The sequence below is a fragment of the Buttiauxella izardii genome (genome assembly GCF_003601925.1).
Classification (GTDB): Bacteria; Pseudomonadota; Gammaproteobacteria; order Enterobacterales; family Enterobacteriaceae; genus Buttiauxella; species Buttiauxella izardii.
The window spans coordinates 11,924-37,319 of the sequence record NZ_QZWH01000053.1 but is presented as its reverse complement, the minus strand read 5'-3'; the positions used below and the strand labels follow the sequence as shown (position 1 = coordinate 37,319).

Genomic DNA, 25,396 nt, shown 5'->3' with positions numbered 1-25,396 from the left:
GGGAACTGCCAGGCTCCAAATAAGTGGAAAGCCCTGTACTGACGTACAGGGCTTTTTGCTGTCTACGATTTGTACGATTACTCCCCCGAATACCCCTTCACACAAGCCAACCCCAGGCATATAAGGTAAACTAACCGGGTTTAAACTCAGGAAAGATATCCATATGAGCACCTCTCTTAGGCCTTTCAATACATTTGGTATTCAGGCTAATGCTTCACGAATTGTCATTGCTGAAACAGTGTCGCAGCTAAAAGATGCCTGGAGCGAGGCGGTTGCAACACAGATGCCGGTATTGCTCCTGGGTGAAGGGAGTAATGTTCTTTTTCTTGAGGATTATTCAGGCATCATAATCATTAACCGCATTAAAGGTATTCAGGTCACAGAGGAAGATGATGCCTGGCATTTGCATGTTGGAGCAGGCGAGAACTGGCATCATTTGGTTGAGTACACTTTGCAGCATGATATGCCCGGACTCGAAAATCTGGCTTTAATACCGGGATGTGCTGGCTCGTCACCTATTCAAAATATTGGTGCCTATGGCGTTGAGCTTAAAAGTGTCTGCCATTACGTAGATTGTATCGATGTACGCAGTGGTGAACTGCATCGTCTGGATAATTCACAGTGCCAGTTTGGTTATCGTGACAGTATTTTTAAGCATGAATATCAGAATCACTACGCGATTATTGCCGTAGGTCTGCGTTTGCCGAAAAGATGGTCACCGGTGTTAACTTATGGCGATCTCTCCCGCCTGGATGCTGAGAATGTCACCCCTCAAGAAGTGTTCAATTCGGTTTGCTACATGCGGATGACAAAACTGCCTGATCCACGTGTTAATGGTAACGCAGGGAGTTTCTTTAAGAATCCCGTAGTGACTGCCGACCAGGCGGCAACATTAATTTCCGCATTTACGGCGGTCCCACATTATCCCCAACCCGATGGTTCAGTAAAACTAGCTGCAGGGTGGCTAATCGATCAGTGCCAATTGAAAGGTTATAAAATTGGTGGAGCTGCAGTCCATAAACAGCAAGCTCTGGTATTGATAAACGAAGAAAATGCGACTAGCCAAAATGTTGTAGATCTCGCGCATTATGTTCGCCAGTGCGTTGGGGAAAAATTCAACGTGTGGCTGGAGCCGGAAGTCCGCTTCATTGGCCCATCAGGTGAAGTTAGCGCTGTGGAGACCATTGCATGAAAGATAACAAAATACCTCTAACGCTGATTAGCATTCTTTCTGATGGTGAGTTTCACTCTGGTGAGCATTTAGGTGAGCAGCTAGGAATGAGTCGGGCCGCTATTAATAAGCATATCCAAACATTAAGAGATTGGGGCGTGGATGTTTTTACCGTACCAGGTAAAGGATACAGCCTGCCAGATCCTATCCAGTTACTTAATGAAGATTTGATCAAATCTGAAATTAAGACGGGTTCAGTTGCGGTACTTCCGGTTATTGATTCCACTAATCAGTATTTACTCGAAAGACTAGAAATACTTCAATCTGGTGATGCTTGTATTGCGGAATACCAGCAGGCTGGGCGTGGACGTCGAGGGCGCCAATGGTTTTCACCTTTTGGTGCCAACCTTTACCTGTCCATGTACTGGCGACTTGAGCAAGGTCCCGCTGCCGCAGTTGGCCTGAGTCTTGTAATCGGGATTGTTATGGCCGAAGTGCTACAAGAACTGGGTGCTGAAAATGTCAGAGTGAAATGGCCAAATGATCTCTATCTCAACGACCGCAAGCTTGCTGGCATTCTGGTCGAATTGACTGGTAAAACGGGTGATGCGGCGCAAATTGTTATTGGCGCAGGTATCAACCTTGCAATGCGGAATGTGGCGACGGATGTCATTAATCAAAGCTGGATTAATCTTCAGGAAGCTGGAATTAATATTGATCGTAATGCATTAGCAATTAAAATAATAAAAGAGTTACGTAAGGCATTACAATTATTTGAAGATGAAGGTTTAGTTCCTTTTCTTCCTCGCTGGGAATCACTCGATAACTTTATTAACCGTCAGGTGAAGTTAATTATAGGTGACAGAGAAATTCACGGAATTTCCAGAGGAATTAACGAGCAAGGTGGACTGCTGTTAGAGCAGGATGGGGTGATTAAACCCTGGGTCGGTGGTGAAATATCACTACGTGGCGTTAATTAAAAAAATGGGGGTATTACCCCCATTTTTTATTTTCTCAGTCGAACACACTCGACTTCATGATTCGAACTTTTCGTCATAATCAAACTAGCGCGCTCACGTGTAGGCAGTATATTTTCTTTTAAATTCCGCCAGTTGATCTCTTTCCACAGCTGCAATGCGACGTTAACAGCCTCATCTTCTGAAAGCTTAGCATAGCTATGAAAATAAGAATCTGGGTCGGTGAATGCACCTTCACGGAATTTCAGGAAGCGCGTGATATACCAATCCTGGAGCAGGTCTTCAGGCGCATCAACATATATAGAGAAGTCGACAAAGTCTGAAACAAACACATGATGTGGGTCGTGGGGATAATCCATGCCACTCTGTAAAACATTCAATCCTTCAAGAATTAAAATATCTGGCTGCGCAACTGTTTTATCCCCATCTGGGATGACATCATAAATAAGATGAGAGTAAACAGGGGCGGTTACATTTGGTGCGCCTGATTTAATATCAGAAACGAATTTCACCAGACGATGCATATCGTAGGATTGCGGGAATCCCTTTTTCTTCATCAGATTGCGTTCTTTCAACACTTTATTCGGATGTAGAAAACCATCAGTCGTAATTAACTCTACGCTACGGTGCTCAGGCCAGCGACTAAGCAAGGCTTGTAACACACGGGCGGTGGTGCTTTTACCTACCGCAACACTCCCCGCGATACTAATTACATAGGGAATACGCTGCCCATTCGTACCGAGGAATTGCTCAAGTACTGCCTGGCGGCGTAAGTTCGAACTGATATAGAAATTCAATAGACGCGAAAGCGGCAGATAAATCTCAGCCACTTCCTCTAGAGAGAGGTCCTCATTGATACCTTTCAACCGGGCGATTTCACCTTCAGTCAAGGTCATCGGCACTGAGTCGCGTAAAGCTGCCCATTGGTTGCGGTTGAACTGCATATAAGGAGTCGTCAACATTTGCTCTTTATTACTCATAAGCATGCTTCTGCCTGTAATTCAGGACAAAAATGAACGTAGTACGCAGACTGAGAAAAGGAGACTCATCTCAGGTAATCAAAGGCGTGCAACGTATTTATCTTTTTACAATGGGCAGGAGGGTAACACCAGATTGGGGATAATAATAAGAAAAAAACATAGTGCTGATGCTTTCAGAGTTAAAGATCACGCTCTGCGAGGCCCCTGACTCTTATGATCGGATGTTTATCAAACTGCAAAACATTAATAGAAGGCATTTTGCGTGGTGCAGAGACGAAAACAAGATAAGTAGAGGGAATGTTTGGATGAGTTTGCTCGGAATGCACGGACAAAATCACACCGGAATGTTGATAAATCCACCATTTTTACGAGCTATCGCGCAAAATATAAGCGGTAGTGCATTTTCTTTAATTTTTTTGTTGCATCGCGAGGCCGGTCTTCCTAGAATGCGCGCTACTTGATGCCGACTTAGCTCAGTAGGTAGAGCAACTGACTTGTAATCAGTAGGTCACCAGTTCGATTCCGGTAGTCGGCACCATCAAGTGCTTGGTGGGGTTCCCGAGCGGCCAAAGGGAGCAGACTGTAAATCTGCCGTCATCGACTTCGAAGGTTCGAATCCTTCCCCCACCACCATTTTCAGGCCGCGCTATGCGTAGCCCGAGGCGACGAGATCCAACTAGTCGACTCGAACACTGAGAAGCTTCTTCTCAGGTTCAATACAGAATTCAAGCAGGTAGCCGAGTTCCAGGATGCGGGCATCGTATAATGGCTATTACCTCAGCCTTCCAAGCTGATGATGTGGGTTCGATTCCCACTGCCCGCTCCAGATGTGCTGATATAGCTCAGTTGGTAGAGCGCACCCTTGGTAAGGGTGAGGTCGGCAGTTCGAATCTGCCTATCAGCACCACCTCCTTTATCCTCCCTGTTTCTCTTCTGTTAATGAATTCAACAAATTCAGGCTTTAGCCTGGTTGATGTGGTGATATCACCGATTTATCCGTGTCTTAGAGGGACAATCGATGTCTAAAGAAAAATTTGAACGTACAAAACCGCACGTCAACGTCGGTACTATCGGCCACGTTGACCATGGTAAAACCACTCTGACTGCAGCAATCACTACCGTTCTGGCTAAAACCTACGGTGGTTCTGCTCGTGCTTTCGACCAGATCGATAACGCACCAGAAGAAAAAGCTCGTGGTATCACCATCAACACTTCTCACGTTGAATATGACACCCCGACTCGCCACTATGCGCACGTTGACTGCCCAGGGCACGCCGACTACGTTAAAAACATGATCACCGGTGCTGCTCAGATGGACGGCGCTATCCTGGTTGTTGCTGCGACTGATGGCCCAATGCCACAGACTCGTGAGCACATCCTGCTGGGTCGCCAGGTTGGCGTTCCATTCATGATCGTGTTCATGAACAAATGCGACATGGTTGATGACGAAGAGTTGCTGGAACTGGTAGAAATGGAAGTTCGTGAACTTCTGTCTGCTTATGATTTCCCGGGCGACGACATCCCAGTTGTTCGTGGTTCAGCTCTGAAAGCGCTGGAAGGCGAAGCAGAGTGGGAAGCTAAAATCATCGAGCTGGCTGGTCACCTGGATAACTATATCCCAGAACCAGAGCGTGCTATCGACAAGCCATTCCTGCTGCCAATCGAAGACGTATTCTCTATCTCTGGCCGTGGTACTGTTGTTACCGGTCGTGTAGAGCGTGGTATCGTTAAAGTTGGTGAAGAAGTAGAAATCGTTGGTATCAAAGATACCGTGAAATCTACCTGTACTGGCGTTGAAATGTTCCGCAAACTGCTGGACGAAGGCCGTGCTGGTGAGAATGTTGGTGTTCTGCTGCGTGGTATCAAACGTGAAGATATCGAACGTGGTCAGGTTCTGGCTAAGCCAGGCTCTATCAAGCCGCACACTCAGTTCGAATCAGAAGTTTATATCCTGTCCAAAGATGAAGGCGGCCGTCATACTCCGTTCTTCAAAGGCTACCGTCCACAGTTCTACTTCCGTACAACTGACGTGACTGGTACCATCGAACTGCCAGAAGGCGTTGAGATGGTAATGCCGGGCGACAACATTCAGATGGTTGTTACCCTGATCCACCCAATCGCAATGGACGACGGTCTGCGTTTCGCAATCCGTGAAGGCGGCCGTACTGTAGGTGCGGGCGTTGTTGCTAAAGTTATCGCTTAATCGCGGATAACATTTGACGCAACGCGCAAGAAAAGGGCATCATTTGATGCCCTTTTTGTACGCTCTCTGCCCAGAACCTGGCTCATCAGTGATTTTTTACTCATAATCATTGCTGAGACAGGCTCTGAAGAAGGCGTTATACCGAATAGTGCCTGAAAAATAGCCATTCGGTTTGGTTTTGCCTCGCATATGCGGGGCAAAAATGTTTGTCTGAATTATTGTGACGGGTTGGTTTATGAGTGCGAATACCGAAGCTCAAGGAAGCGGGCGCGGCCTGGAAGCGATGAAATGGCTGGCAGTTGCTGCTCTGCTGATTGTGGCGATCGTGGGCAACTACATTTATCGTGATGTATCACTGCCTCTGCGTGCCCTGGCAGTGGTTGTTCTGATTGCTGCAGCGGGTGGTGTCGCGCTGTTAACGACGAAAGGCAAAGCGACTGTTGCTTTCGCCCGCGAAGCGAGAACCGAAGTTCGTAAAGTGATTTGGCCAACTCGCCAGGAAACTTTACACACCACCTTAATCGTGGCTGCAGTTACAGCTGTAATGTCACTGATTTTGTGGGGGCTGGATGGTATTCTTGTCCGCCTGGTTTCTTTTATTACTGGCCTGAGGTTCTGAGATGTCTGAAGCCCCTAAAATGCGCTGGTACGTCGTTCAGGCGTTTTCCGGTTTTGAAGGCCGCGTAGCAACATCGCTGCGTGAGCACATCAAATTGCACAACATGGAAGAGTTGTTTGGTGAAGTCATGGTTCCGACTGAAGAAGTCGTCGAAATCCGTGGTGGCCAACGTCGCAAAAGCGAGCGTAAATTCTTCCCGGGCTATGTTCTGGTCCAGATGGTTATGAACGACGCGAGCTGGCACTTAGTGCGTAGCGTTCCGCGCGTAATGGGATTCATTGGCGGTACTTCTGACCGTCCTGCTCCAATCAGCGATAAAGAAGTTGATGCGATTATGAACCGCCTGCAACAGGTTGGTGATAAGCCGCGTCCGAAAACGCTGTTTGAGCCAGGCGAGATGGTACGCGTCAGCGATGGCCCGTTTGCAGACTTTAACGGTGTAGTTGAAGAAGTAGATTACGAAAAGAGCCGCTTGAAGGTTTCTGTATCTATCTTCGGTCGTGCTACGCCGGTTGAGCTTGATTTTGCTCAGGTAGAGAAAGCCTAATAATCAGGTTGTATAAGCAGCGATTATTCGTTGCACAAGGCGCGAGATTGGAATACAATTTCGCGCCTTTTGTTTTTACGGGTCTCGTACACGTAAAACGATTTATTCACGGGGAGCCTTCATTGTGGAAGGCGTTATAACCCACTAGAGGAAATTAAGATGGCTAAGAAAGTACAAGCCTACGTCAAGCTGCAAGTTGCAGCTGGTATGGCGAACCCAAGTCCACCAGTTGGTCCAGCTCTGGGTCAGCAAGGTGTGAACATCATGGAATTCTGTAAAGCGTTTAACGCAAAAACTGAATCCATGGAGAAAGGTCTGCCAATTCCGGTTGTTATTACCGTTTATGCTGACCGTTCTTTCACCTTCGTTACTAAAACTCCACCGGCTGCTGTTCTGTTGAAGAAAGCTGCAGGTATCAAGTCTGGTTCCGGTAAGCCGAACAAAGACAAAGTGGGTAAAGTGACCCGTGCTCAGGTGCGTGAAATCGCAGAAACCAAAGCTGCGGACATGACTGGTTCTGACGTTGAAGCGATGACTCGCTCCATCGAAGGTACTGCTCGTTCCATGGGCCTGGTAGTGGAGGATTAAGAAATGGCTAAACTGACCAAGCGCATGCGCGTGATCCGTGACAAAGTTGATGCAACTAAACAGTATGACATCAACGAAGCCGTTGCCCTGCTGAAAGAGCTGGCCACTGCGAAATTCGTAGAAAGCGTTGACGTTGCTGTAAACCTCGGCATCGACGCTCGTAAATCTGATCAGAACGTACGTGGTGCAACTGTACTGCCGCACGGTACTGGTCGTTCAGTTCGCGTAGCCGTATTTGCCCAAGGCCCTAACGCTGAAGCAGCTAAAGCTGCTGGCGCTGAGCTGGTAGGTATGGAAGATCTGGCTGACCAGATCAAAAAAGGCGAAATGAACTTCGACGTTGTTATCGCATCTCCAGATGCAATGCGCGTTGTTGGCCAATTGGGCCAGGTACTGGGTCCACGTGGCCTGATGCCTAACCCGAAAGTTGGTACTGTAACTCCTAACGTTGCTGAAGCGGTTAAGAACGCTAAAGCGGGTCAGGTTCGTTACCGTAACGACAAAAACGGCATCATTCACACCACCATCGGTAAAGTGGATTTTGACACTGACAAACTGAAAGAAAACCTGGAAGCTCTGCTGGTTGCGCTGAAAAAAGCTAAACCATCTCAAGCTAAAGGCGTTTTCATTAAGAAAGTTAGCCTGTCTACCACTATGGGTGCAGGTGTTGCGGTCGACCAGTCTGGTCTGAGCGCAGTAGTGAACTAAGATTCACTGCTTTACGCGGGCGAAAGATTAGTCTAAAATCTTACGCCCGTTGCCTTGCAATGCAGGGCACAAAGAATTTTCGGTTGGAGCCTGGCCTTATCCAGGCCTCCGTCCAAGACCGCAGGTGTTTCGCAAGAGACTTAATTGCCTGCGTAGACGGTGACAGAACCTGAAGAATATTTTTGATAGTCTTTGGCTTGTTTCTGCTCACCGTATTTCGACGTTCATTATCGTTTTGGTAATGAATGAAGTGAGTTCCGGGGGTTAACCCCGGCTAATATCCAGGAGCAAAGCTAATGGCTTTAAATCTTCAAGACAAACAAGCGATTGTTGCTGAAGTCAGCGAAGTAGCCAAAGGTGCGCTGTCTGCGGTTGTTGCGGATTCCCGTGGCGTTACCGTAGGTAAAATGACTGAACTGCGTAAAGCAGGTCGTGAAGCTGGCGTTTACATGCGTGTTGTTCGTAACACCCTGCTGCGCCGCGTTGTTGAAGGGACTCAGTTTGAGTGCCTGAAAGACACGTTTGTTGGTCCAACCTTGATTGCATATTCTATGGAACACCCGGGCGCAGCTGCTCGTCTGTTCAAAGAATTCGCTAAAGCGAATGCAAAATTCGAGGTTAAAGCTGCAGCCTTTGAAGGTGAGCTGATCCCGGCGGCCCAGATCGATCGCCTGGCAACTCTGCCAACTTACGAAGAAGCAATCGCACGCCTGATGGCAACCATGAAAGAAGCCTCTGCAGGCAAACTGGTTCGCACTCTGGCTGCTGTACGCGATCAGAAAGAAGCAGCTTAATAGCGCTTTCTTTTCTAACGCATTTGCTTACGTATAAACTTATTCTGATTTTCAGGAACAATTGTTATGTCTATCACTAAAGATCAAATCATTGAAGCAGTATCCGCTATGTCTGTAATGGACATTGTTGAACTGATTTCTGCAATGGAAGAAAAATTCGGTGTTTCCGCTGCTGCTGCTGTTGCAGGCCCTGCTGCTGCTGCTGAAGCTGTAGAAGAGAAAACTGAGTTCGACGTTATTCTGAAAGCTGCTGGCGCTAACAAAGTTGCCGTTATCAAAGCAGTACGTAGCGCAACTGGTCTGGGCTTGAAAGAAGCTAAAGACCTGGTTGAATCCGCTCCAGCTGCGCTGAAAGAAGGCGTGAGCAAAGATGACGCAGAATCTCTGAAAAAATCTCTGGAAGAAGCTGGCGCTGAAGTTGAAGTTAAATAAGCCAACCCTTTCGGTTGCAGCCTGAGAAATTAGGCTGATGGCTGGTGACTTTTTAGTCACCAGCCTTTTTGCGCTGTAGGCGCCAGTAGCATTTCACACTGTTTGACTGCTGGTTGTCTTTCAATGCTTGTCTCTATCTACGCCTTAATATACTACGACTTTCTACACCGGGAGTTCCGGGGTAAAGCGTAGCGAAATGGTTTAAGAGTGATAGAAACAGGTATTGCGGAAAGTGTTCCACTTTCCGGTCCACAAAATAGTGTTGCACAAACTGTCCCCTTGTCGGGCAGATGGGTCGACTTGTCAGCGAGCTGAGGAACCCTAATGGTTTACTCCTATACCGAGAAAAAACGTATTCGTAAGGATTTTGGAAAACGTCCACAAGTTTTGGACATTCCTTATCTCCTTTCTATCCAGCTTGACTCGTTCCAGAAGTTCATCGAGCAAGATCCTGAAGGCCAGTACGGTCTGGAAGCGGCTTTCCGTTCCGTGTTCCCTATTGCAAGCTACAGCGGTAACTCTGAGCTGCAATATGTGAGCTATCGTTTGGGTGAGCCGGTATTTGACGTTAAAGAATGTCAAATCCGCGGCGTAACCTATTCCGCTCCCCTGCGCGTGAAACTGCGTCTGGTGATCTACGAGCGTGAAGCGCCGGAAGGCACCGTTAAAGACATTAAAGAACAAGAAGTCTACATGGGTGAAATTCCACTCATGACTGATAACGGCACCTTCGTTATCAACGGTACTGAGCGTGTTATCGTTTCTCAGTTACACCGTAGCCCAGGCGTGTTCTTTGATAGCGACAAAGGTAAAACCCACTCTTCAGGGAAGGTGCTGTATAACGCACGTATCATCCCTTACCGTGGTTCCTGGCTGGATTTCGAATTCGACCCGAAAGACAACCTGTTCGTGCGTATCGACCGTCGCCGTAAATTACCTGCGACCATCATTCTGCGCGCTTTGCAGTACACCACTGAGCAGATCCTTGACCTGTTCTTTGAGAAAGTTAATTTCGAAATCCGTGACAACAAGCTGCAGATGGAATTGGTGCCAGAACGCCTTCGTGGTGAGACTGCATCCTTTGACATCGAAGCTGACGGCAAAATCTATGTCGAAAAAGGCCGCCGTATCACTGCGCGCCATATTCGTCAGCTGGAAAAAGACGATATCAAGCTTATCGAAGTTCCGGTTGAATACATTGCTGGTAAAGTCGCGGCTAAAGACTACGTTGATGCATCGACTGGCGAACTGATTTGCCCGGCGAACATGGAACTGTCTTTGGATCTGTTGGCTAAGCTGAGCCAGTGTGGTCATAAGCGTATCGAAACGCTGTTTACCAACGACCTGGATCACGGCGCATACATTTCTGAGACCATCCGTGTCGACCCAACCAACGATCGCCTGAGCGCACTGGTTGAAATCTATCGCATGATGCGTCCTGGCGAGCCACCAACTCGCGAAGCGGCAGAAAATCTGTTCGAGAACCTGTTCTTCTCCGAAGACCGTTATGACTTGTCAGCGGTTGGTCGTATGAAGTTCAACCGTTCCCTGCTGCGTGATGAAATCGAAGGTTCAGGTATCCTGAGCAAAGACGACATCATCCAGGTTATGCGTAAGCTGATCGGTATCCGTAACGGCCAGGGCGAAGTGGATGATATCGACCACCTCGGCAACCGTCGTATCCGTTCCGTAGGCGAAATGGCGGAAAACCAATTCCGCGTTGGCCTGGTACGTGTAGAGCGTGCGGTGAAAGAGCGTCTGTCTCTGGGCGATCTCGATACCCTGATGCCTCAGGATATGATCAACGCTAAGCCTATCTCTGCTGCGGTTAAAGAGTTCTTCGGTTCCAGCCAGCTGTCTCAGTTCATGGACCAGAACAACCCGTTGTCTGAGATTACGCACAAACGTCGTATCTCCGCACTCGGCCCGGGTGGTTTGACCCGTGAGCGTGCAGGCTTCGAAGTACGTGACGTACACCCAACCCACTACGGTCGTGTATGTCCAATCGAAACCCCTGAAGGTCCGAACATCGGTCTGATCAACTCCCTGTCTGTTTATGCACAGACTAACGAATACGGTTTCTTAGAAACTCCGTATCGTCGCGTTGTTGACGGTGTTGTGACTGACGAGATTCATTACCTTTCTGCAATTGAAGAAGGTAACTACGTTATTGCTCAGGCGAACACCAACCTGGACGAAGAAGGCCGTTTCGTAGACGACCTCGTAACTTGCCGTAGCAAAGGCGAATCAAGCTTGTTCAGCAACGACCAGGTTGACTACATGGACGTTTCCACCCAGCAGGTGGTTTCCGTCGGTGCGTCCCTGATCCCGTTCCTGGAACACGATGACGCCAACCGTGCATTGATGGGTGCGAACATGCAACGTCAGGCCGTTCCAACTCTGCGTGCTGATAAGCCGCTGGTTGGTACTGGTATGGAACGTGCTGTTGCCGTTGATTCCGGTGTTACTGCAGTTGCTAAACGTGGTGGTACTGTTCAGTACGTGGATGCTTCTCGTATCGTTATCAAAGTTAACGAAGACGAAATGCTGGCTGGTGAAGCAGGCATCGACATCTACAACCTGACCAAATATACCCGTTCTAACCAGAATACCTGTATCAACCAGATGCCTTGTGTCTCTCTGGGCGAGCCAGTTGAACGTGGCGACGTGTTGGCAGACGGTCCGTCTACTGACCTCGGTGAACTGGCTCTTGGCCAGAACATGCGCGTAGCGTTCATGCCGTGGAACGGTTACAACTTCGAAGACTCCATCCTCGTATCCGAGCGTGTTGTTCAGGAAGATCGTTTCACAACTATTCACATCCAGGAACTGGCATGTGTGTCTCGTGACACTAAGCTTGGGCCAGAAGAGATCACTGCTGACATCCCTAACGTGGGTGAAGCTGCTCTCTCCAAACTGGATGAATCCGGTATCGTTTATATCGGTGCTGAAGTGACCGGTGGTGACATTCTGGTTGGTAAGGTTACGCCTAAAGGCGAAACCCAGCTGACTCCAGAAGAGAAACTGCTGCGTGCTATCTTCGGTGAGAAAGCGTCTGACGTTAAAGATTCTTCTCTGCGCGTACCGAACGGCGTTTCCGGCACCATCATCGATGTGCAAGTCTTTACCCGCGATGGCGTGGAAAAAGACAAGCGCGCGCTGGAAATCGAAGAAATGCAACTGAAGCAGGCGAAGAAAGACCTGACTGAAGAACTGCAAATCTTTGAAGCTGGTCTGTTTGCTCGTATCCATGCTGTGCTGGTTGCTGGCGGTGTTGAAGCTGAGAAGCTCGACAAATTGCCACGCGATCGCTGGTTGGAACTGGGTCTGACTGACGAAGAGAAGCAAAACCAGCTGGAACAGCTGGCAGAGCAGTACGACGAGCTGAAGCACGAGTTTGAGAAGAAACTTGAAGCTAAGCGCCGCAAAATCACTCAGGGCGATGACCTGGCACCTGGCGTGCTGAAAATCGTTAAAGTGTATCTGGCCGTTAAACGTCAGATTCAGCCTGGTGACAAGATGGCAGGTCGTCACGGGAACAAAGGTGTTATCTCCAAGATCAACCCGATCGAAGATATGCCTTACGATGAAAACGGTACGCCGGTAGACATCGTACTGAACCCGCTGGGCGTACCATCTCGTATGAACATCGGTCAGATTCTGGAAACCCACTTGGGTATGGCTGCTAAAGGCATCGGCGAGAAAATCAACGCCATGCTGAAGAAGCACGAAGAAGTTTCCAAGCTGCGCGAATTTATCCAGAAAGCATACGACCTTGGTTCAGATGTTCGTCAGAAAGTTGACCTGAACACCTTCAGCGATGATGAAGTTCTGCGTCTTGCTGAGAACCTGAAAAAAGGTATGCCAATTGCTACTCCGGTATTCGACGGTGCAAAAGAGTCGGAAATCAAAGAGCTGTTGCAATTGGGTGGCCTGCCGACTTCCGGTCAGATCACACTGTTTGATGGCCGTAGCGGTGAACAGTTTGAGCGTCCAGTAACCGTAGGTTACATGTACATGCTGAAACTGAACCACTTGGTTGATGACAAAATGCACGCGCGTTCTACCGGTTCTTATAGCCTGGTTACTCAGCAACCGCTGGGTGGTAAGGCTCAGTTCGGTGGTCAACGCTTCGGTGAGATGGAAGTGTGGGCGCTGGAAGCATACGGCGCTGCTTATACTCTGCAAGAAATGCTGACTGTTAAGTCTGATGACGTTAATGGCCGTACCAAGATGTATAAAAACATCGTGGATGGTAACCATCAGATGGAACCAGGCATGCCGGAATCCTTCAACGTACTGTTGAAAGAAATCCGTTCGCTGGGTATTAACATCGAGCTGGAAGGCGAGTAATCACTCGTATCTGCTGTACTGGTTACAGGATGTCCGGGTCACTCCGGACGTCTCTGAGAAGTCTCACTCCGACGGGAGCTAATCCGTGAAAGACTTACTTAAGTTTCTGAAAGCGCAAACTAAGACCGAAGAGTTTGATGCGATCAAAATTGCTCTGGCATCGCCAGACATGATCCGTTCATGGTCGTTCGGCGAAGTTAAAAAGCCGGAAACCATCAACTATCGTACGTTCAAACCAGAACGTGACGGTCTGTTCTGTGCTCGTATTTTTGGGCCAGTAAAAGACTATGAGTGCCTGTGCGGTAAGTACAAGCGCCTGAAACACCGTGGTGTAATTTGTGAGAAGTGCGGCGTTGAAGTCACCCAAACTAAAGTGCGTCGTGAGCGCATGGGTCACATCGAACTGGCTTCCCCAACTGCACACATTTGGTTCCTGAAGTCACTGCCGTCTCGTATCGGTTTGCTGCTGGATATGCCACTGCGTGATATCGAACGTGTACTTTACTTCGAATCATATGTGGTAATCGAAGGCGGGATGACCAACCTCGAGCGTCGTCAGATCCTGACTGAAGAGCAGTATCTTGATGCGCTGGAAGAGTTCGGTGACGAATTCGATGCGAAGATGGGTGCGGAAGCTATTCAGGCCTTGTTGAAAAACATGGATCTGGAGCAAGAGTGTGAAACTCTGCGTGAAGAGCTGAACGAAACCAACTCCGAAACCAAACGTAAAAAGCTGACCAAGCGTATCAAACTGCTGGAAGCGTTCGTTCAATCTGGTAACAAACCAGAGTGGATGATCCTGACAGTTCTGCCGGTTCTGCCGCCAGATCTGCGTCCATTAGTTCCGCTGGACGGTGGTCGTTTCGCAACGTCGGATCTGAACGATCTGTATCGTCGCGTTATCAACCGTAACAACCGTTTGAAACGCCTGCTGGATCTGGCTGCTCCTGACATCATCGTACGTAACGAAAAACGTATGTTGCAGGAAGCGGTAGATGCCCTGCTGGATAACGGCCGTCGCGGTCGTGCGATCACCGGTTCTAACAAGCGTCCTCTGAAATCTTTGGCTGATATGATCAAAGGTAAGCAGGGTCGTTTCCGTCAGAACTTGTTGGGTAAACGTGTTGACTACTCCGGTCGTTCTGTAATCACCGTAGGTCCATACCTGCGTCTGCATCAGTGCGGTCTGCCTAAGAAAATGGCACTGGAGCTGTTCAAACCGTTCATCTACGGCAAGCTGGAATTGCGTGGTCTTGCTACCACCATTAAAGCTGCGAAGAAAATGGTTGAGCGCGAAGAAGCTGTCGTTTGGGATATCCTGGACGAAGTTATCCGCGAACACCCGGTACTGCTGAACCGTGCACCAACTCTGCACCGTTTGGGTATCCAGGCATTTGAGCCAGTACTGATCGAAGGTAAAGCTATCCAGCTGCACCCGCTGGTCTGTGCGGCATATAACGCCGACTTCGATGGTGACCAGATGGCAGTACACGTTCCACTGACGCTTGAAGCTCAGTTGGAAGCGCGTGCGCTGATGATGTCTACCAACAACATCCTGTCACCAGCGAACGGCGAGCCAATCATCGTTCCTTCTCAGGACGTTGTATTGGGTCTGTACTACATGACCCGTGACTGTGTTAACGCCAAAGGCGAAGGCATGGTGCTGACTGGCCCTAAAGAAGCTGAGCGTATCTATCGCGCAGGTCTGGCCTCTCTGCATGCGCGTGTAAAAGTGCGTATCACTGAGTACGAAAAAGACGAAAACGAACAATTCGTTGCGAAAACCAGCATTATCGACACCACCGTTGGTCGTGCGATTTTGTGGATGATCGTTCCGAAAGGCCTGCCTTACTCCATCATCAACCAGGCGTTGGGTAAGAAAGCCATCTCCAAAATGCTGAACACTTGTTACCGCATTCTGGGTCTGAAACCGACAGTAATCTTTGCTGACCAAACCATGTACACCGGCTTTGCTTATGCAGCGCGTTCAGGTGTTTCTGTTGGTATCGATGACATGGTCATCCCAGCTAAGAAAACTGAAATCATCTCTGAAGCGGAAGCTGAAGTTGCTGAGATTCAGGAACAGTTCCAGTCCGGTCTGGTAACAGCGGGCGAGCGTTATAACAAAGTTATCGATATCTGGGCTGCGGCGAACGATCGTGTATCCAAAGCGATGATGGACAACCTGCAAACCGAATCCGTTATTAACCGTGACGGCGTCGAAGAGCAGCAAGTTTCCTTCAACAGCATTTACATGATGGCCGACTCCGGTGCTCGTGGTTCTGCGGCACAGATTCGTCAGTTGGCTGGTATGCGTGGTCTGATGGCTAAGCCAGATGGCTCCATCATCGAAACGCCAATCACCGCGAACTTCCGTGAAGGTCTGAACGTACTCCAGTACTTCATCTCCACGCACGGTGCTCGTAAAGGCTTGGCGGATACCGCACTGAAAACTGCGAACTCCGGTTATCTGACGCGTCGTCTGGTTGACGTTGCACAGGATCTGGTTGTTACCGAAGACGATTGTGGCACCCTCGAAGGTATCACGATGACTCCGGTTATCGAAGGCGGCGACGTTAAAGAACCACTGCGCGACCGCGTATTGGGTCGTGTAACGGCTGAAGACGTACTGAAACCTGGTACTGCTGATATCCTGATCACACGTAACACTCTGCTTCATGAGCAAATGTGTGACCTGTTAGAAGCTAACTCTGTTGATAGCGTGAAAGTACGTTCTGTTGTGGGTTGTGAAACCGACTTCGGCGTCTGTGCGCACTGCTATGGTCGTGACCTGGCGCGTGGCCACATCATCAACAAAGGTGAAGCAATCGGGGTTATCGCGGCACAGTCCATCGGTGAACCTGGTACTCAGCTGACGATGCGTACGTTCCACATCGGTGGTGCGGCATCTCGTTCTGCTGCTGAATCCAGCATTCAGGTTAAGAACAAAGGTAGCCTGAAACTCAGCAACGCGAAATCGGTTGTGAACTCTTCCGGGAAACTGGTTATCACTTCTCGTAACACCGAGCTGAAACTGATTGACGAATTCGGTCGTACTAAAGAGAGCTATAAAGTTCCTTACGGTGCGGTAATGGGTAAAGGTGATGGCGAGCAGATTGCAGCGGGCGAAACCGTAGCAAACTGGGATCCGCACACCATGCCAGTCGTTTCCGAAGTAAGTGGTTTCATCCGCTTTACTGATATGGTCGACGGTCAGTCCATTACTCGTCAGACCGACGAACTGACAGGTCTGTCATCTCTGGTTGTTCTGGATTCTGCAGAACGTACCACTGGTGGTAAAGATCTGCGTCCAGCGCTGAAAATTGTTGATGCCCAGGGCAATGACGTACTGATTCCAGGTACCGATATGTCTGCGCAGTACTTCCTGCCAGGGAAAGCGATTGTTCAGTTGGAAGATGGTACTCAGATTCACTCTGGTGACGCGCTGGCGCGTATTCCTCAGGAATCCAGTGGTACCAAGGACATCACCGGTGGTCTGCCACGCGTTGCTGACCTGTTCGAAGCGCGTCGTCCGAAAGAGCCTGCTATCCTTGCTGAAATCAGCGGGATCATCTCCTTCGGTAAAGAAACCAAAGGCAAACGCCGTCTGGTAATCTCTCCACTCGATGGCAGCGATGCTTACGAAGAGATGATTCCGAAATGGCGTCAGCTGAACGTGTTCGAAGGTGAACGTGTTGAACGTGGTGACGTAGTTTCCGATGGTCCAGAATCTCCGCATGACATTCTGCGTCTGCGTGGCGTGTATGCTGTGACTCGTTACATCACCAACGAAGTGCAGGACGTTTACCGTCTGCAAGGCGTTAAGATTAACGATAAACACATCGAAGTCATCGTGCGTCAGATGTTGCGTAAAGCAACTATCGTCAGCGCTGGTGGTTCTGACTTCCTGGAAGGTGAGCAGGCTGAATACTCTCGCGTCAAGATCGCTAACCGCGAACTGGAAGCGAACGGTAAGATCAACGTGACCTTTGCACGTGATCTGCTGGGTATCACCAAAGCCTCTCTGGCAACCGAGTCCTTCATCTCCGCGGCATCGTTCCAGGAGACAACTCGTGTGCTTACCGAAGCAGCTGTTGCGGGTAAACGTGACGAACTGCGCGGCCTGAAAGAGAACGTTATCGTGGGTCGTCTGATCCCAGCGGGTACGGGTTATGCGTATCATCAGGATCGCATGCGCCGTCGTGCAGCGGGCGAAGCGCCTGTTGTACCTCAGGTCACCGCAGCGGACGCAACTGCCAGCCTGGCAGAATTGCTGAACGCAGGTAATCTGGGCGGAAACGATAACGATTAATCGTTAGAGACGCCAAAAACAAAAAACCGCTCGAAAGAGCGGTTTTTTTATGTCTGAAATTCGACGCTTTAAAACTGAAAGAAGGGAATAATCAGTTAGCTAATGGCAGACGGCGATACAGTTCAATCATGTCTTCAGCTAAATCCTGAATCACCATCGCATTCATCAGGTGATCCTGAGAGTGTACGGTAATCAAGTTAACAGGCAGTTTGCCGGTGCCTTCATCCAAGCCGATAAGTTGGGTCTGAATTTTGTGGGCATGTTTAACAAACTCACGAGATTCTTCCATCGCTTGTTGGGCCGCTGCGAAATCACCTTTACGCGCCATTTGCAGAGCTGTCAGTGCCTGGCTGCGTGCGCTACCGGCATTGACCAACAATTCCATGATAATCGTTTCTAAATCTTCCACGTTTCAGGACTCCATCATTTTCAAAGCTTTTTCCAGTACGACATCACCTTTCATCATGCCGTAATCCATCATATCGATGACCGCAACGGTTTTACCCATCGGCTCTGCGATCGCCTGTAGTTTGGCGTGCTCATATTTAACTTGTGGACCCAGCAGCACAATATCAGCAGTGTCGATGTTGTCTTTGAACTCGGCAACCGGCACGGCCTTGATAGAGACTTCAATACCTTTCTTCTGAGCGGCGTCCTTCATGCGCTGGACCAAAATGCTAGTCGACATACCCGCTGCACAACACAAAACGATATTCTTCATAGATCTGCTCTCAGTGTCCGTTAGATACAGAGATAATTATCCGCGACGCCTTGCTACAACAACCGCTTTACGATGATTGTGTGTGAGGTATCACAAAAGAAACTCGTCACGGCTGAAACCGGTTACATTTTTGTTTTCCATTCGGCCTTTGATTGTGCCGCCGCTCACAAAACCTGCTTAATCCCTGGAAACTCATTTGCGCTCCATTGACAGAAAACCTCGAACTACATAGTCTTCAATCAGGTGGTATATACCACTCAACACAAAAACCAGCACAGTGAGCCACAACATGAACAATTTCACTGCATTTATGGAAAGGAAAATATTGCCTCTGGCAATGAAGATTGAAGGGAATGATTATCTCTCTGCCATCAAAGATGGCTTCATTCGGATTATGCCATTTCTGATTATTGGTTCTTTCTTTTTGCTGATAGCGAATTTACCCATCCCGGGCTACAACGAATTTATCGTTCATCATTTTGGTGAGAAGTTTATTGGCCAATTAAACTATGTGCTGGATGCAACTTATTCAGTCATGGCTTTGTTGGTCGTGGTGAGTACCAGTATTAGCCTGGCTAAACGCTGGCAGCTTAATGAAATATCCTGTGTGTTAATTTCCCTTGTCAGTTTTTTGATTGTCACACCTTACAAATTACCCCAGGACAATGGAGCAGTGATTAGTGATGTCATTCCCACATTTGCACTCGGCGCACAGGGCTTGTTTTTATCACTGATCATTACCCTGACCGCCGTTCGTTTATACCGCTTATTCAACCACCCACGTTTGATGATTTCTATGCCATCAAGCGTGCCGCCCGCAGTGGCTAATAGCTTTAGTTCGTTAATCCCATCGTTTCTAATCGTGCTGATATTTTGGCTGACTCGCTTGTTATTTGAAATCACGCCGTTTGGCACCGCACAGGAGATGATCTTCAAAGTCCTGCAAGCACCGATGATGCAACTTGGGAACACCTTGCCTTCGCAGATGGTGGCGGAGTTCTTTGTCAGTTTCTTCTGGTTCTTTGGCCTGCATGGCGATTCTATTGTTACGGCGATTATGGGGCCAATCTGGCGTTCGCTGACGCTTGAGAACATGCAGGCGATGAAGCAAGGGTTGCCACCGGTCAACATTATTACTCAACAATTCCGCGATGTGTTTTTAATTTGTGGAGGAACCGGTTTTACCCTCGCGATGTTATTAGTGATGCTATTCCGTGCGAAGAGCAAGCGCATGCGTGAAATCGCGAAACTGGCATCCCCCGCAGCGATATTTAATATTAATGAACCGATCATTTTTGGTGTGCCCATTGCCTTGAACCCGCTGTTGTTTATTCCTTTTATCATCGTTCCGGTTGTGTTGTGCGTAATTACCTATAGTGCAATGGCTTTTGGGTGGTTACCTCTTACATCTGGCTTAGAAATTCCCTGGACGACGCCGATCTTTATCAGCGGGTTTTTAATCTGCGGCTGGAAAGGCATGTTATTCCAGGCCATTAACCTTGCCGTAGCAATGACAATCTATTACCCGTTCGTGATGACGCTGGATAAACAATATCTACGTGATGAAAACGAGCAGGAAGAAAACAACGTTAATCAGGATGAAGTAATCCTGGAATATAAAGAAGGATTGCGTAATGAATAATAAATTGAAAGTTGTGACCATCGGCGGCGGTAGCTCTTATACGCCAGAGATCATTGAAGGTTTTATCCAGCGTTATGCGGAAATGCCAATTAGTGAAATCTGGCTGGTGGATGTCAAGGCAGGGCGCGAGAAACTGGAAATCGTGGGTAATCTGGCAAAGCGCATGGTTGAAGCCGCAGGCATTGATTGCCAGGTGCATTTGACGCTCGACCGCCGCGAAGCATTAAAAGATGCCGACTTTGTAACTACCCAACTTCGTGTCGGGCAGCTCGACGCCCGTATCAAAGATGAACGGATTCCATTGTCACACGGGCTTATCGGCCAGGAGACAAACGGCGCTGGTGGGTTAGCGAAGGCACTGCGTACTATTCCTGTGATCCTGGATATCTGTCGCGACATGGAAGAACTATGCCCGGATGCCTGGCTGATTAACTTCACCAATCCGAGCGGCATTGTCACTGAAGCGGTGATTAAGCACAGCAAAATCAAATGCGTTGGTCTGTGTAATCTGTCCCAATCCATGCAGCGCATGGTGGCAGAAATTCTGGGCGTGGATAAATCCCGCTTCCTGCTGCAACTCGTGGGGCTGAATCATTTTCTTTATGGCACACACGTGTACATGGACGGCAAAGATGTGATGCCGGATGTGTTACGCAATCTCAAGTATGACAGCGCGCATAAACCAAAAAACATCCCGGATATTCCCTGGCTTCAGGAGCAAATCCAGCATCTTGGCGTCATCCCTTGCCCATATCATCAGTATTACTACGCCACCAGTGACGTTCTGGAAAAGCAGCTTCAAGAATTTGAAGAACATGGTACGCGTGGGGAAGTCGTGCAGGCGGTGGAGCATGAGTTATTCGAGCTCTACCGAAATCCGCAACTGCATGAAAAACCTAAGCAGCTTGAACAACGCGGCGGGGCGTATTACTCCGAAGCCGCCTGTGAACTTATCAGTGCAATCTATAACGACAAAAATCTGTTGATGACGGTAAACGTGCGCAACAACGGCGCGATTCGTTCACTGCCGGACAACGTTGCCATCGAAACAACCTGTGTTATTGGCCGCTACGGGGCAATTCCACTGAATAACGATCCGCTACCCGCCACCGTTTCAGGGTTAGTTTCGCTAATGAAATCCTGGGAAGAAATGGCGGTGGAAGCCGCAGTCACGGGCGATTACGGCGCAGCATTGCAGGCTCTGACGCTGAATCCGCTGGTGCCGTCAGGCAAAGTAGCAAAAGTAGTGCTTGATGAGCTGCTCGAAGCGCACCGTGAATATTTACCGCAATTCTTTAAGGAATAAGGTTTTTCCGGCTGCGCATTCTGAAGAGGTCGCCACGGTTGTAGCTCCACGAATAGTTAAACACCGTGCCGTCCTCAAGCCATGTGCTTTCTTTGATGTGCAGCATAGGTGAGTTGACGGGGATATCTAACAGCTTTGCCATGGCTTCATCAAACAGACTGGCGCTGACCAGGGAGTCCGTACCACCGATTTTTTGCTGGCACTTTTCTTCGATGAAGGCGTAGAGCGAATGGTTTTGCAGAACATCGTCGTCGATGGCATCGACAATCGCTAACGGAATATAGCTGTCCTCGACCAGTACGGGAGCGCCGTCAAACAGACGAACACGACGGATGGCATGAACGGGCTCGGTTGCCGGGACGCCAAACTGGTTTGCCAGGTAATCCCCGGCAGGTTGCTGAACATGGTAAATCAGGCGGCTGGTGATGGTGACTTTGCCGCTCAGCTCTTTGGTCACGCCCAGCGCACTGCTTTCGCCATCAGGGTTGAGCAGATAAACCGGCGGCGCAAAGGTACGGTTTACGTAGGTGCCTTTACCAATCACTTTTTTAACCAGGCCTTCTTGCTCCATCTGAGCAATGGCTTTTTGTACCGTAGCACGCGTGACCTGGTAGGTTTCCGCCAGCTCGCGCTCAGAAGGGATCAGGGAGCCAACCGGGTATTTTTGGTTCTGAATATCGCGCTTAAGAGTATCGCGAATAAGGATGTATACCGGTTTCATGGTTCCCCCGATAGGGTCGTTAATGAATAAGGAAGCGCGAGTGTCGGCATGCTAAAGCACTTATCCGGCGCGGTGCAAGTTTCATAACAGGTGGAAAATAAACATGTTAAATCATAATGAAGCGTACTGGCAGCAAAAGGGAGCCAGTTTGACCGTTGCAGCCATCACGGCTCAGCCGCGTTTATGGCAAGAAGGGCTGGAGAACGTCAAAGCGCGCCAGTCTGACATTCACGCATTCTGGGAAAAAAGTGATGCCAAAACTCGCATCGTGATTACCGGTGCTGGCTCGTCTTTGTTGGCAGCTCAGGCTTGTGTGAATTGGCTGCGAACTCAGGTGCCAAATCAAATTGATGTCATTCCAGCAACCGATCTGGTGCTCACCCCCGAAAGCCTGAATGAAAATAGCGTATTGGTTTCTGTGAGCAGCTCTGGCAACACACCGGAAACCGTCAAAGTCGTGGAACGCGCACTCGCCCACAACCCGAAAATGCGCCATCTGGCCGTGACGAATAACGCCAACAGTCGCCTGGCTCAGCTTGCTCAACAACACTCTGAAGGGCTTTTTGTTCCCGTCCCGGAAGGGACGTCTAACGGAAGTTTTGCTGCCACTTCCGAGTTTACTGTTCCTCTATGGTATCTGATGTTGCTTGTCGCTCCTGCGGGTTGGGATGAAGCTGCGAAAGTGCTGCCGATTTTGCAACGGGGCGCGAACCACTTCCTGGCTCACTACGCTGGCGATATTGAACAGTGGGCGGCAGAATCTCGTAACAATGTGGTTGCCGTAGGTTCTTTGTCACTAAAAGCGGTGGCCTGTGAAACCAGCCTCAAAATGCTCGAAATGGGCAGTGGTCAGGTTATGACTGCGTGGCATTCGATGCTGGAATTCCGTCACGGGCCGAAGCTTATTATTAATCGTGATGCCACCGTTATCGGCTATCTTGCTGCTCGTCCGGAAATTCATCGTTATGACATCGACATGATGGCGGAACTGACTCGTGAGCGCAGCAGGGCGGCGCAAGTTATTGCTATAGGCCACGATGCGTTGCCTGGTGGTTTTAAAGCGGGGGATCACTATTATCATTTTGCTGCTCCTGAGTTGGCCGATTTCCATGAATCCTGGGCGTCATTAATTTATGTCGTCTTCGCACAGTTGGCAGGTTTGTACAGTGCCATTGCGCTGGGCGTAACACCCGATACCCCTTCCAGTGACGGGAAAGTCGCGAAGGTCGCGAAAGTCACCGTTTATTAACCGAGAAGGCGGGGCGGCAATGGGAAGGGGTATTTGCCGCCCCGGTCGGGTTCGGAGTCCGACGGGGAGACAATATTTCATGCAAGTTCTCGTCACAACGGCGTATTAACTGCCCTTCGGCATGCTTCCAGAACTTTTTTGCTCGGTCTGTAACATTGCAAAACTACTGCGAGGCTCTTCCCAAATAACTATCCCAGTCTTTCCAAACCGGTTGTAAGCCGGATTGAATCAATGCCATTGCCACTTCCGCAGGCGTGCGCCCATCGTGTGGCGCAAACTGCTCAAGCTCAGGGTGATTATCGGCGTAACCACCAGGCTGGGTTTTTGAAAACGCACTGACATTGTTGATGGCGAGCGGGATCATATGGTCCCGGAACCACGGCGATTCCCGCGTAGAAAGGGAAAGCTCCACGTTGGGCGCGAGCAGGCGAAATGCGCAGATCACCTGCACAAGCTGGCTTTCCGTCATCACCGATGCCGGTTCCACACCGCCCGCACACGGGCGTAAACGCGGAAATGAAATCGAATAGCGGCTTTGCCAGTATTTTTGCTGGAGCCACAAAAGATGTTCAGCCACCATAAAACAGTCGGTTCGCCAGCTATCCGATAACCCAATTAGTGCACCCAGGCCAATTTTGTCGATTCCCGCTCGGCCAAGCCTGTCCGGCGTTTCCAGGCGCCAGAAGAAATCCTGCTTATTGCCGCGCAAATGATGCTGTCCGTAAACCCCCTGATGATAAGTCTCCTGGTAAACCATCACGCCATCCAGCCCGAGCATTTTCAGCTCGGCATATTCGTGTTCATCGAGCGGTTGCACTTCCATTTGCAGCGAGCTGAACTGGCGGCGAATCGCCGGAAGATGCTGGCGAAAATAGTCCATGCCGACTTTGGTCTGGTGTTCTCCCGTCACTAACAGCAAATGCTCAAAGCCCAGTTTGCGAATCGCCTCGCATTCCCGCTCGATTTCTTGCTCATCCAGCGTTTTACGTTTGAGCTTATTGCTCATCGAAAAACCGCAATAAGTACAATCGTTAGCGCAGAGATTTGAGAGATAAAGCGGCACATAAAAACTCACCGTGTTGCCGAAACGCTGGCGAGTTAAAAGCTGTGCTTTTTGCGCGAGCGGTTCCAGAAATCCGCTGGCGGCAGGAGAGAGCAAAGCCATGAGATCATCGCGCGTGATTTTGCGGGCGCTTAACGCACGCTCTACGTCGGCAGCCGTTTTACTGTTGATGCGAAGCGTGATGTCGTCCCAGTCGAGTTCCTGCCAGCGGTCGGTGAAGGTTTGCGCCATCACGCCCCCTCCTGGCTGAATTGCAGAAACTGGGTTAACGGGCTGGACGCTTGTGCCTGCTGGTGGCGTGGCCCCAAACCAGACTGAGCCGCTATCGCGCCAGCTTCAACGGCGAGGCGGAAAGCATGTGCCATCTGAACTGGATTACGCGCAACGGCAATGGCGGTATTCACCAGCACCGCCGAAGCGCCCATTTCCAGCGCTTGTGCGGCGTGACTGGGTGCGCCAATTCCCGCATCCACTACGACCGGAATGCGGGATTGCTCGATAATAATTTCCAGAAATGCACGGGTTTGTAAGCCCTGGTTTGAACCAATCGGCGCGCCCAACGGCATCACTGCCGCGCATCCTGTTTCTTCGAGCCGTTTACATAAAACCGGATCCGCGCCGCAATAAGGCAGCACTACGAAACCCATTTTGACGAGTTTCTCCGCTGCTTTTAGCGTTTCGATAGGATCAGGCAATAAATAGCGAGCGTCAGGGTGGATTTCGAGTTTGACCCAGTTTGTGCCGAGCGCCTCCCGCGCCAGTTGAGCGGCAAAAATCGCTTCATCCGCCGTTTTGGCCCCGGAGGTATTCGGCAATAGTTGAACGCCCGCGTCGAGCAATGGAGCGAGAATGGCATCGTTCGGGTTACGTAAATCGACACGTTTCATCGCCAGCGTCACCAGTTGTGAGCCTGAAGCGCGAATCGCCTCGACCATCACCTGTGGGGAAGAAAATTTCCCGGTGCCGGTGAACAAGCGTGATGAGAAAGTTTTATCAGCAATCTGTAGCAT

At 49.5% G+C, this 25,396-nt stretch carries 20 protein-coding genes and 4 tRNA genes; 18 read left to right on the top strand and 6 right to left on the bottom strand.

Annotated features, from left to right (window positions below; translation table 11 throughout):
- Positions 1 to 163: 163 nt before the first annotated feature.
- Together murB and birA are read left to right on the top strand one after the other, a co-directional pair.
- A complete protein-coding gene (gene murB, locus D6029_RS19660) occupies positions 164 to 1,192 on the top strand; it encodes a UDP-N-acetylmuramate dehydrogenase (protein ID WP_120066382.1) in 1,029 nt (342 codons plus the stop codon).
- On the top strand, positions 1,189 to 2,151 hold the full coding sequence (gene birA, locus D6029_RS19655; protein WP_120066381.1) for a bifunctional biotin--[acetyl-CoA-carboxylase] ligase/biotin operon repressor BirA: 963 nt from the start codon (positions 1,189 to 1,191) through the stop codon (positions 2,149 to 2,151). Before murB ends, birA begins: the two co-directional genes overlap by 4 nt.
- A 26-nt stretch (positions 2,152 to 2,177) precedes the next feature.
- On the opposite strand, the gene coaA is transcribed toward birA, so the two are convergent.
- Positions 2,178 to 3,128 carry a type I pantothenate kinase gene (gene coaA, locus D6029_RS19650; protein ID WP_208642699.1) on the bottom strand — a complete coding sequence of 317 codons (951 nt, stop codon included), beginning with the start codon at positions 3,126 to 3,128 and terminating at the stop codon, positions 2,178 to 2,180.
- 462 nt (positions 3,129 to 3,590) lie between these two features.
- On the opposite strand from coaA, the gene D6029_RS19640 reads away from it, so the two are divergent.
- The 13 genes from D6029_RS19640 (at position 3,591) to rpoC (ending at position 17,684) form a co-directional block, all read left to right on the top strand.
- Positions 3,591 to 3,666 (top strand) — tRNA-Thr (locus tag D6029_RS19640).
- 10 nt (positions 3,667 to 3,676) lie between these two features.
- Positions 3,677 to 3,761: transfer RNA gene (locus D6029_RS19635), tRNA-Tyr, on the top strand.
- Between the two features lie 118 nt (positions 3,762 to 3,879).
- A tRNA-Gly gene (locus D6029_RS19630) sits at positions 3,880 to 3,954 on the top strand.
- A 5-nt stretch (positions 3,955 to 3,959) separates the two neighbouring features.
- Positions 3,960 to 4,035: transfer RNA gene (locus D6029_RS19625), tRNA-Thr, on the top strand.
- 111 nt (positions 4,036 to 4,146) lie between these two features.
- Positions 4,147 to 5,331 carry an elongation factor Tu gene (gene tuf, locus D6029_RS19620; protein ID WP_115627101.1) on the top strand — a complete coding sequence of 395 codons (1,185 nt, stop codon included), beginning with the start codon at positions 4,147 to 4,149 and terminating at the stop codon, positions 5,329 to 5,331.
- Between the two features lie 235 nt (positions 5,332 to 5,566).
- On the top strand, positions 5,567 to 5,950 hold the full coding sequence (gene secE / locus D6029_RS19615; RefSeq protein ID WP_034461807.1) for a preprotein translocase subunit SecE: 384 nt from the start codon (positions 5,567 to 5,569) through the stop codon (positions 5,948 to 5,950).
- 1 nt (position 5,951) lies between these two features.
- A complete protein-coding gene (nusG, locus tag D6029_RS19610) occupies positions 5,952 to 6,497 on the top strand; it encodes a transcription termination/antitermination protein NusG (RefSeq protein ID WP_034461806.1) in 546 nt (181 codons plus the stop codon).
- 159 nt (positions 6,498 to 6,656) lie between these two features.
- On the top strand, positions 6,657 to 7,085 hold the full coding sequence (gene rplK / locus D6029_RS19605; RefSeq protein WP_120066378.1) for a 50S ribosomal protein L11: 429 nt from the start codon (positions 6,657 to 6,659) through the stop codon (positions 7,083 to 7,085).
- 3 nt (positions 7,086 to 7,088) lie between these two features.
- Positions 7,089 to 7,793: a 50S ribosomal protein L1 gene (gene rplA, locus D6029_RS19600; protein ID WP_034461804.1), complete on the top strand. Its 705-nt coding sequence runs from the start codon at positions 7,089 to 7,091 to the stop codon at positions 7,791 to 7,793.
- Between the two features lie 296 nt (positions 7,794 to 8,089).
- Positions 8,090 to 8,587 (top strand): 50S ribosomal protein L10, encoded by a 498-nt coding sequence (gene rplJ, locus D6029_RS19595; RefSeq protein WP_034461803.1) that lies wholly within the window; start codon positions 8,090 to 8,092, stop codon positions 8,585 to 8,587.
- Positions 8,588 to 8,653: 66 nt separating this feature from the next.
- Entirely contained in the window at positions 8,654 to 9,019 is a 366-nt protein-coding gene (gene rplL, locus D6029_RS19590) for a 50S ribosomal protein L7/L12 (protein WP_064561666.1), read from the top strand.
- A 324-nt stretch (positions 9,020 to 9,343) separates the two neighbouring features.
- Entirely contained in the window at positions 9,344 to 13,372 is a 4,029-nt protein-coding gene (rpoB, locus tag D6029_RS19585; protein WP_120066377.1) for a DNA-directed RNA polymerase subunit beta, read from the top strand.
- A gap of 85 nt (positions 13,373 to 13,457) precedes the next feature.
- Positions 13,458 to 17,684: a DNA-directed RNA polymerase subunit beta' gene (gene rpoC, locus D6029_RS19580; RefSeq protein ID WP_120066376.1), complete on the top strand. Its 4,227-nt coding sequence runs from the start codon at positions 13,458 to 13,460 to the stop codon at positions 17,682 to 17,684.
- A gap of 91 nt (positions 17,685 to 17,775) precedes the next feature.
- Here rpoC and D6029_RS19575 read toward each other — a convergent pair whose 3' ends face one another.
- Positions 17,776 to 18,093 carry a PTS lactose/cellobiose transporter subunit IIA gene (locus D6029_RS19575; RefSeq protein WP_064541387.1) on the bottom strand — a complete coding sequence of 106 codons (318 nt, stop codon included), beginning with the start codon at positions 18,091 to 18,093 and terminating at the stop codon, positions 17,776 to 17,778.
- 3 nt (positions 18,094 to 18,096) lie between these two features.
- On the bottom strand, positions 18,097 to 18,405 hold the full coding sequence (locus D6029_RS19570; protein WP_034461506.1) for a PTS sugar transporter subunit IIB: 309 nt from the start codon (positions 18,403 to 18,405) through the stop codon (positions 18,097 to 18,099).
- Between the two features lie 289 nt (positions 18,406 to 18,694).
- Here D6029_RS19570 and D6029_RS19565 point away from each other — a divergent pair, with 289 nt between their 5' ends.
- A complete protein-coding gene (locus D6029_RS19565) occupies positions 18,695 to 20,047 on the top strand; it encodes a PTS sugar transporter subunit IIC (protein ID WP_120066375.1) in 1,353 nt (450 codons plus the stop codon).
- On the top strand, positions 20,040 to 21,353 hold the full coding sequence (locus tag D6029_RS19560) for a 6-phospho-beta-glucosidase (RefSeq protein ID WP_120066374.1): 1,314 nt from the start codon (positions 20,040 to 20,042) through the stop codon (positions 21,351 to 21,353). The genes D6029_RS19565 and D6029_RS19560 overlap by 8 nt, the downstream gene beginning before the upstream one ends.
- On the opposite strand, the gene D6029_RS19555 is transcribed toward D6029_RS19560, so the two are convergent.
- The gene (locus tag D6029_RS19555) at positions 21,343 to 22,074 is read right to left on the bottom strand and encodes a GntR family transcriptional regulator (protein WP_120066373.1); all 732 of its coding nucleotides are present in this window, start codon (positions 22,072 to 22,074) and stop codon (positions 21,343 to 21,345) included. The genes D6029_RS19560 and D6029_RS19555 overlap by 11 nt on opposite strands.
- Positions 22,075 to 22,177: 103 nt before the next feature.
- Between D6029_RS19555 and D6029_RS19550 the strand changes: the two genes are divergently transcribed.
- Positions 22,178 to 23,323, top strand: a complete 1,146-nt coding sequence (locus D6029_RS19550) for an SIS domain-containing protein (RefSeq protein ID WP_120066372.1) — start codon at positions 22,178 to 22,180, stop codon at positions 23,321 to 23,323.
- 163 nt (positions 23,324 to 23,486) lie between these two features.
- On the opposite strand, the gene thiH is transcribed toward D6029_RS19550, so the two are convergent.
- A complete protein-coding gene (gene thiH / locus D6029_RS19545; RefSeq protein WP_120066371.1) occupies positions 23,487 to 24,617 on the bottom strand; it encodes a 2-iminoacetate synthase ThiH in 1,131 nt (376 codons plus the stop codon).
- On the bottom strand, positions 24,617 to 25,396 hold the full coding sequence (thiG, locus tag D6029_RS19540; RefSeq protein ID WP_120066370.1) for a thiazole synthase: 780 nt from the start codon (positions 25,394 to 25,396) through the stop codon (positions 24,617 to 24,619). The genes thiH and thiG overlap by 1 nt, the downstream gene beginning before the upstream one ends.

What these genes read in the sequence shown, in the direction of transcription:
- rplL (WP_064561666.1), top strand. Translation starts at nt 8,654, where the DNA reads ATGTCTATCACTAAAGATCAAATCATTGAAGCAGTATCCGCTATGTCT.
- rpoB (WP_120066377.1), top strand. Translation starts at nt 9,344, where the DNA reads ATGGTTTACTCCTATACCGAGAAAAAACGTATTCGTAAGGATTTTGGA.
- thiH (WP_120066371.1), bottom strand. Translation starts at nt 24,617, where the DNA reads ATGGCGCAAACCTTCACCGACCGCTGGCAGGAACTCGACTGGGACGAC.
- murB (WP_120066382.1), top strand. Translation starts at nt 164, where the DNA reads ATGAGCACCTCTCTTAGGCCTTTCAATACATTTGGTATTCAGGCTAAT.
- D6029_RS19560 (WP_120066374.1), top strand. Translation starts at nt 20,040, where the DNA reads ATGAATAATAAATTGAAAGTTGTGACCATCGGCGGCGGTAGCTCTTAT.
- D6029_RS19570 (WP_034461506.1), bottom strand. Translation starts at nt 18,405, where the DNA reads ATGAAGAATATCGTTTTGTGTTGTGCAGCGGGTATGTCGACTAGCATT.
- D6029_RS19555 (WP_120066373.1), bottom strand. Translation starts at nt 22,074, where the DNA reads ATGAAACCGGTATACATCCTTATTCGCGATACTCTTAAGCGCGATATT.
- nusG (WP_034461806.1), top strand. Translation starts at nt 5,952, where the DNA reads ATGTCTGAAGCCCCTAAAATGCGCTGGTACGTCGTTCAGGCGTTTTCC.
- thiG (WP_120066370.1), bottom strand. Translation starts at nt 25,396, where the DNA reads ATGCTACAGATTGCTGATAAAACTTTCTCATCACGCTTGTTCACCGGC.
- coaA (WP_208642699.1), bottom strand. Translation starts at nt 3,128, where the DNA reads ATGAGTAATAAAGAGCAAATGTTGACGACTCCTTATATGCAGTTCAAC.
- rplJ (WP_034461803.1), top strand. Translation starts at nt 8,090, where the DNA reads ATGGCTTTAAATCTTCAAGACAAACAAGCGATTGTTGCTGAAGTCAGC.
- rplK (WP_120066378.1), top strand. Translation starts at nt 6,657, where the DNA reads ATGGCTAAGAAAGTACAAGCCTACGTCAAGCTGCAAGTTGCAGCTGGT.
- rplA (WP_034461804.1), top strand. Translation starts at nt 7,089, where the DNA reads ATGGCTAAACTGACCAAGCGCATGCGCGTGATCCGTGACAAAGTTGAT.
- D6029_RS19565 (WP_120066375.1), top strand. Translation starts at nt 18,695, where the DNA reads ATGAACAATTTCACTGCATTTATGGAAAGGAAAATATTGCCTCTGGCA.
- tuf (WP_115627101.1), top strand. Translation starts at nt 4,147, where the DNA reads ATGTCTAAAGAAAAATTTGAACGTACAAAACCGCACGTCAACGTCGGT.
- secE (WP_034461807.1), top strand. Translation starts at nt 5,567, where the DNA reads ATGAGTGCGAATACCGAAGCTCAAGGAAGCGGGCGCGGCCTGGAAGCG.
- birA (WP_120066381.1), top strand. Translation starts at nt 1,189, where the DNA reads ATGAAAGATAACAAAATACCTCTAACGCTGATTAGCATTCTTTCTGAT.
- D6029_RS19550 (WP_120066372.1), top strand. Translation starts at nt 22,178, where the DNA reads ATGTTAAATCATAATGAAGCGTACTGGCAGCAAAAGGGAGCCAGTTTG.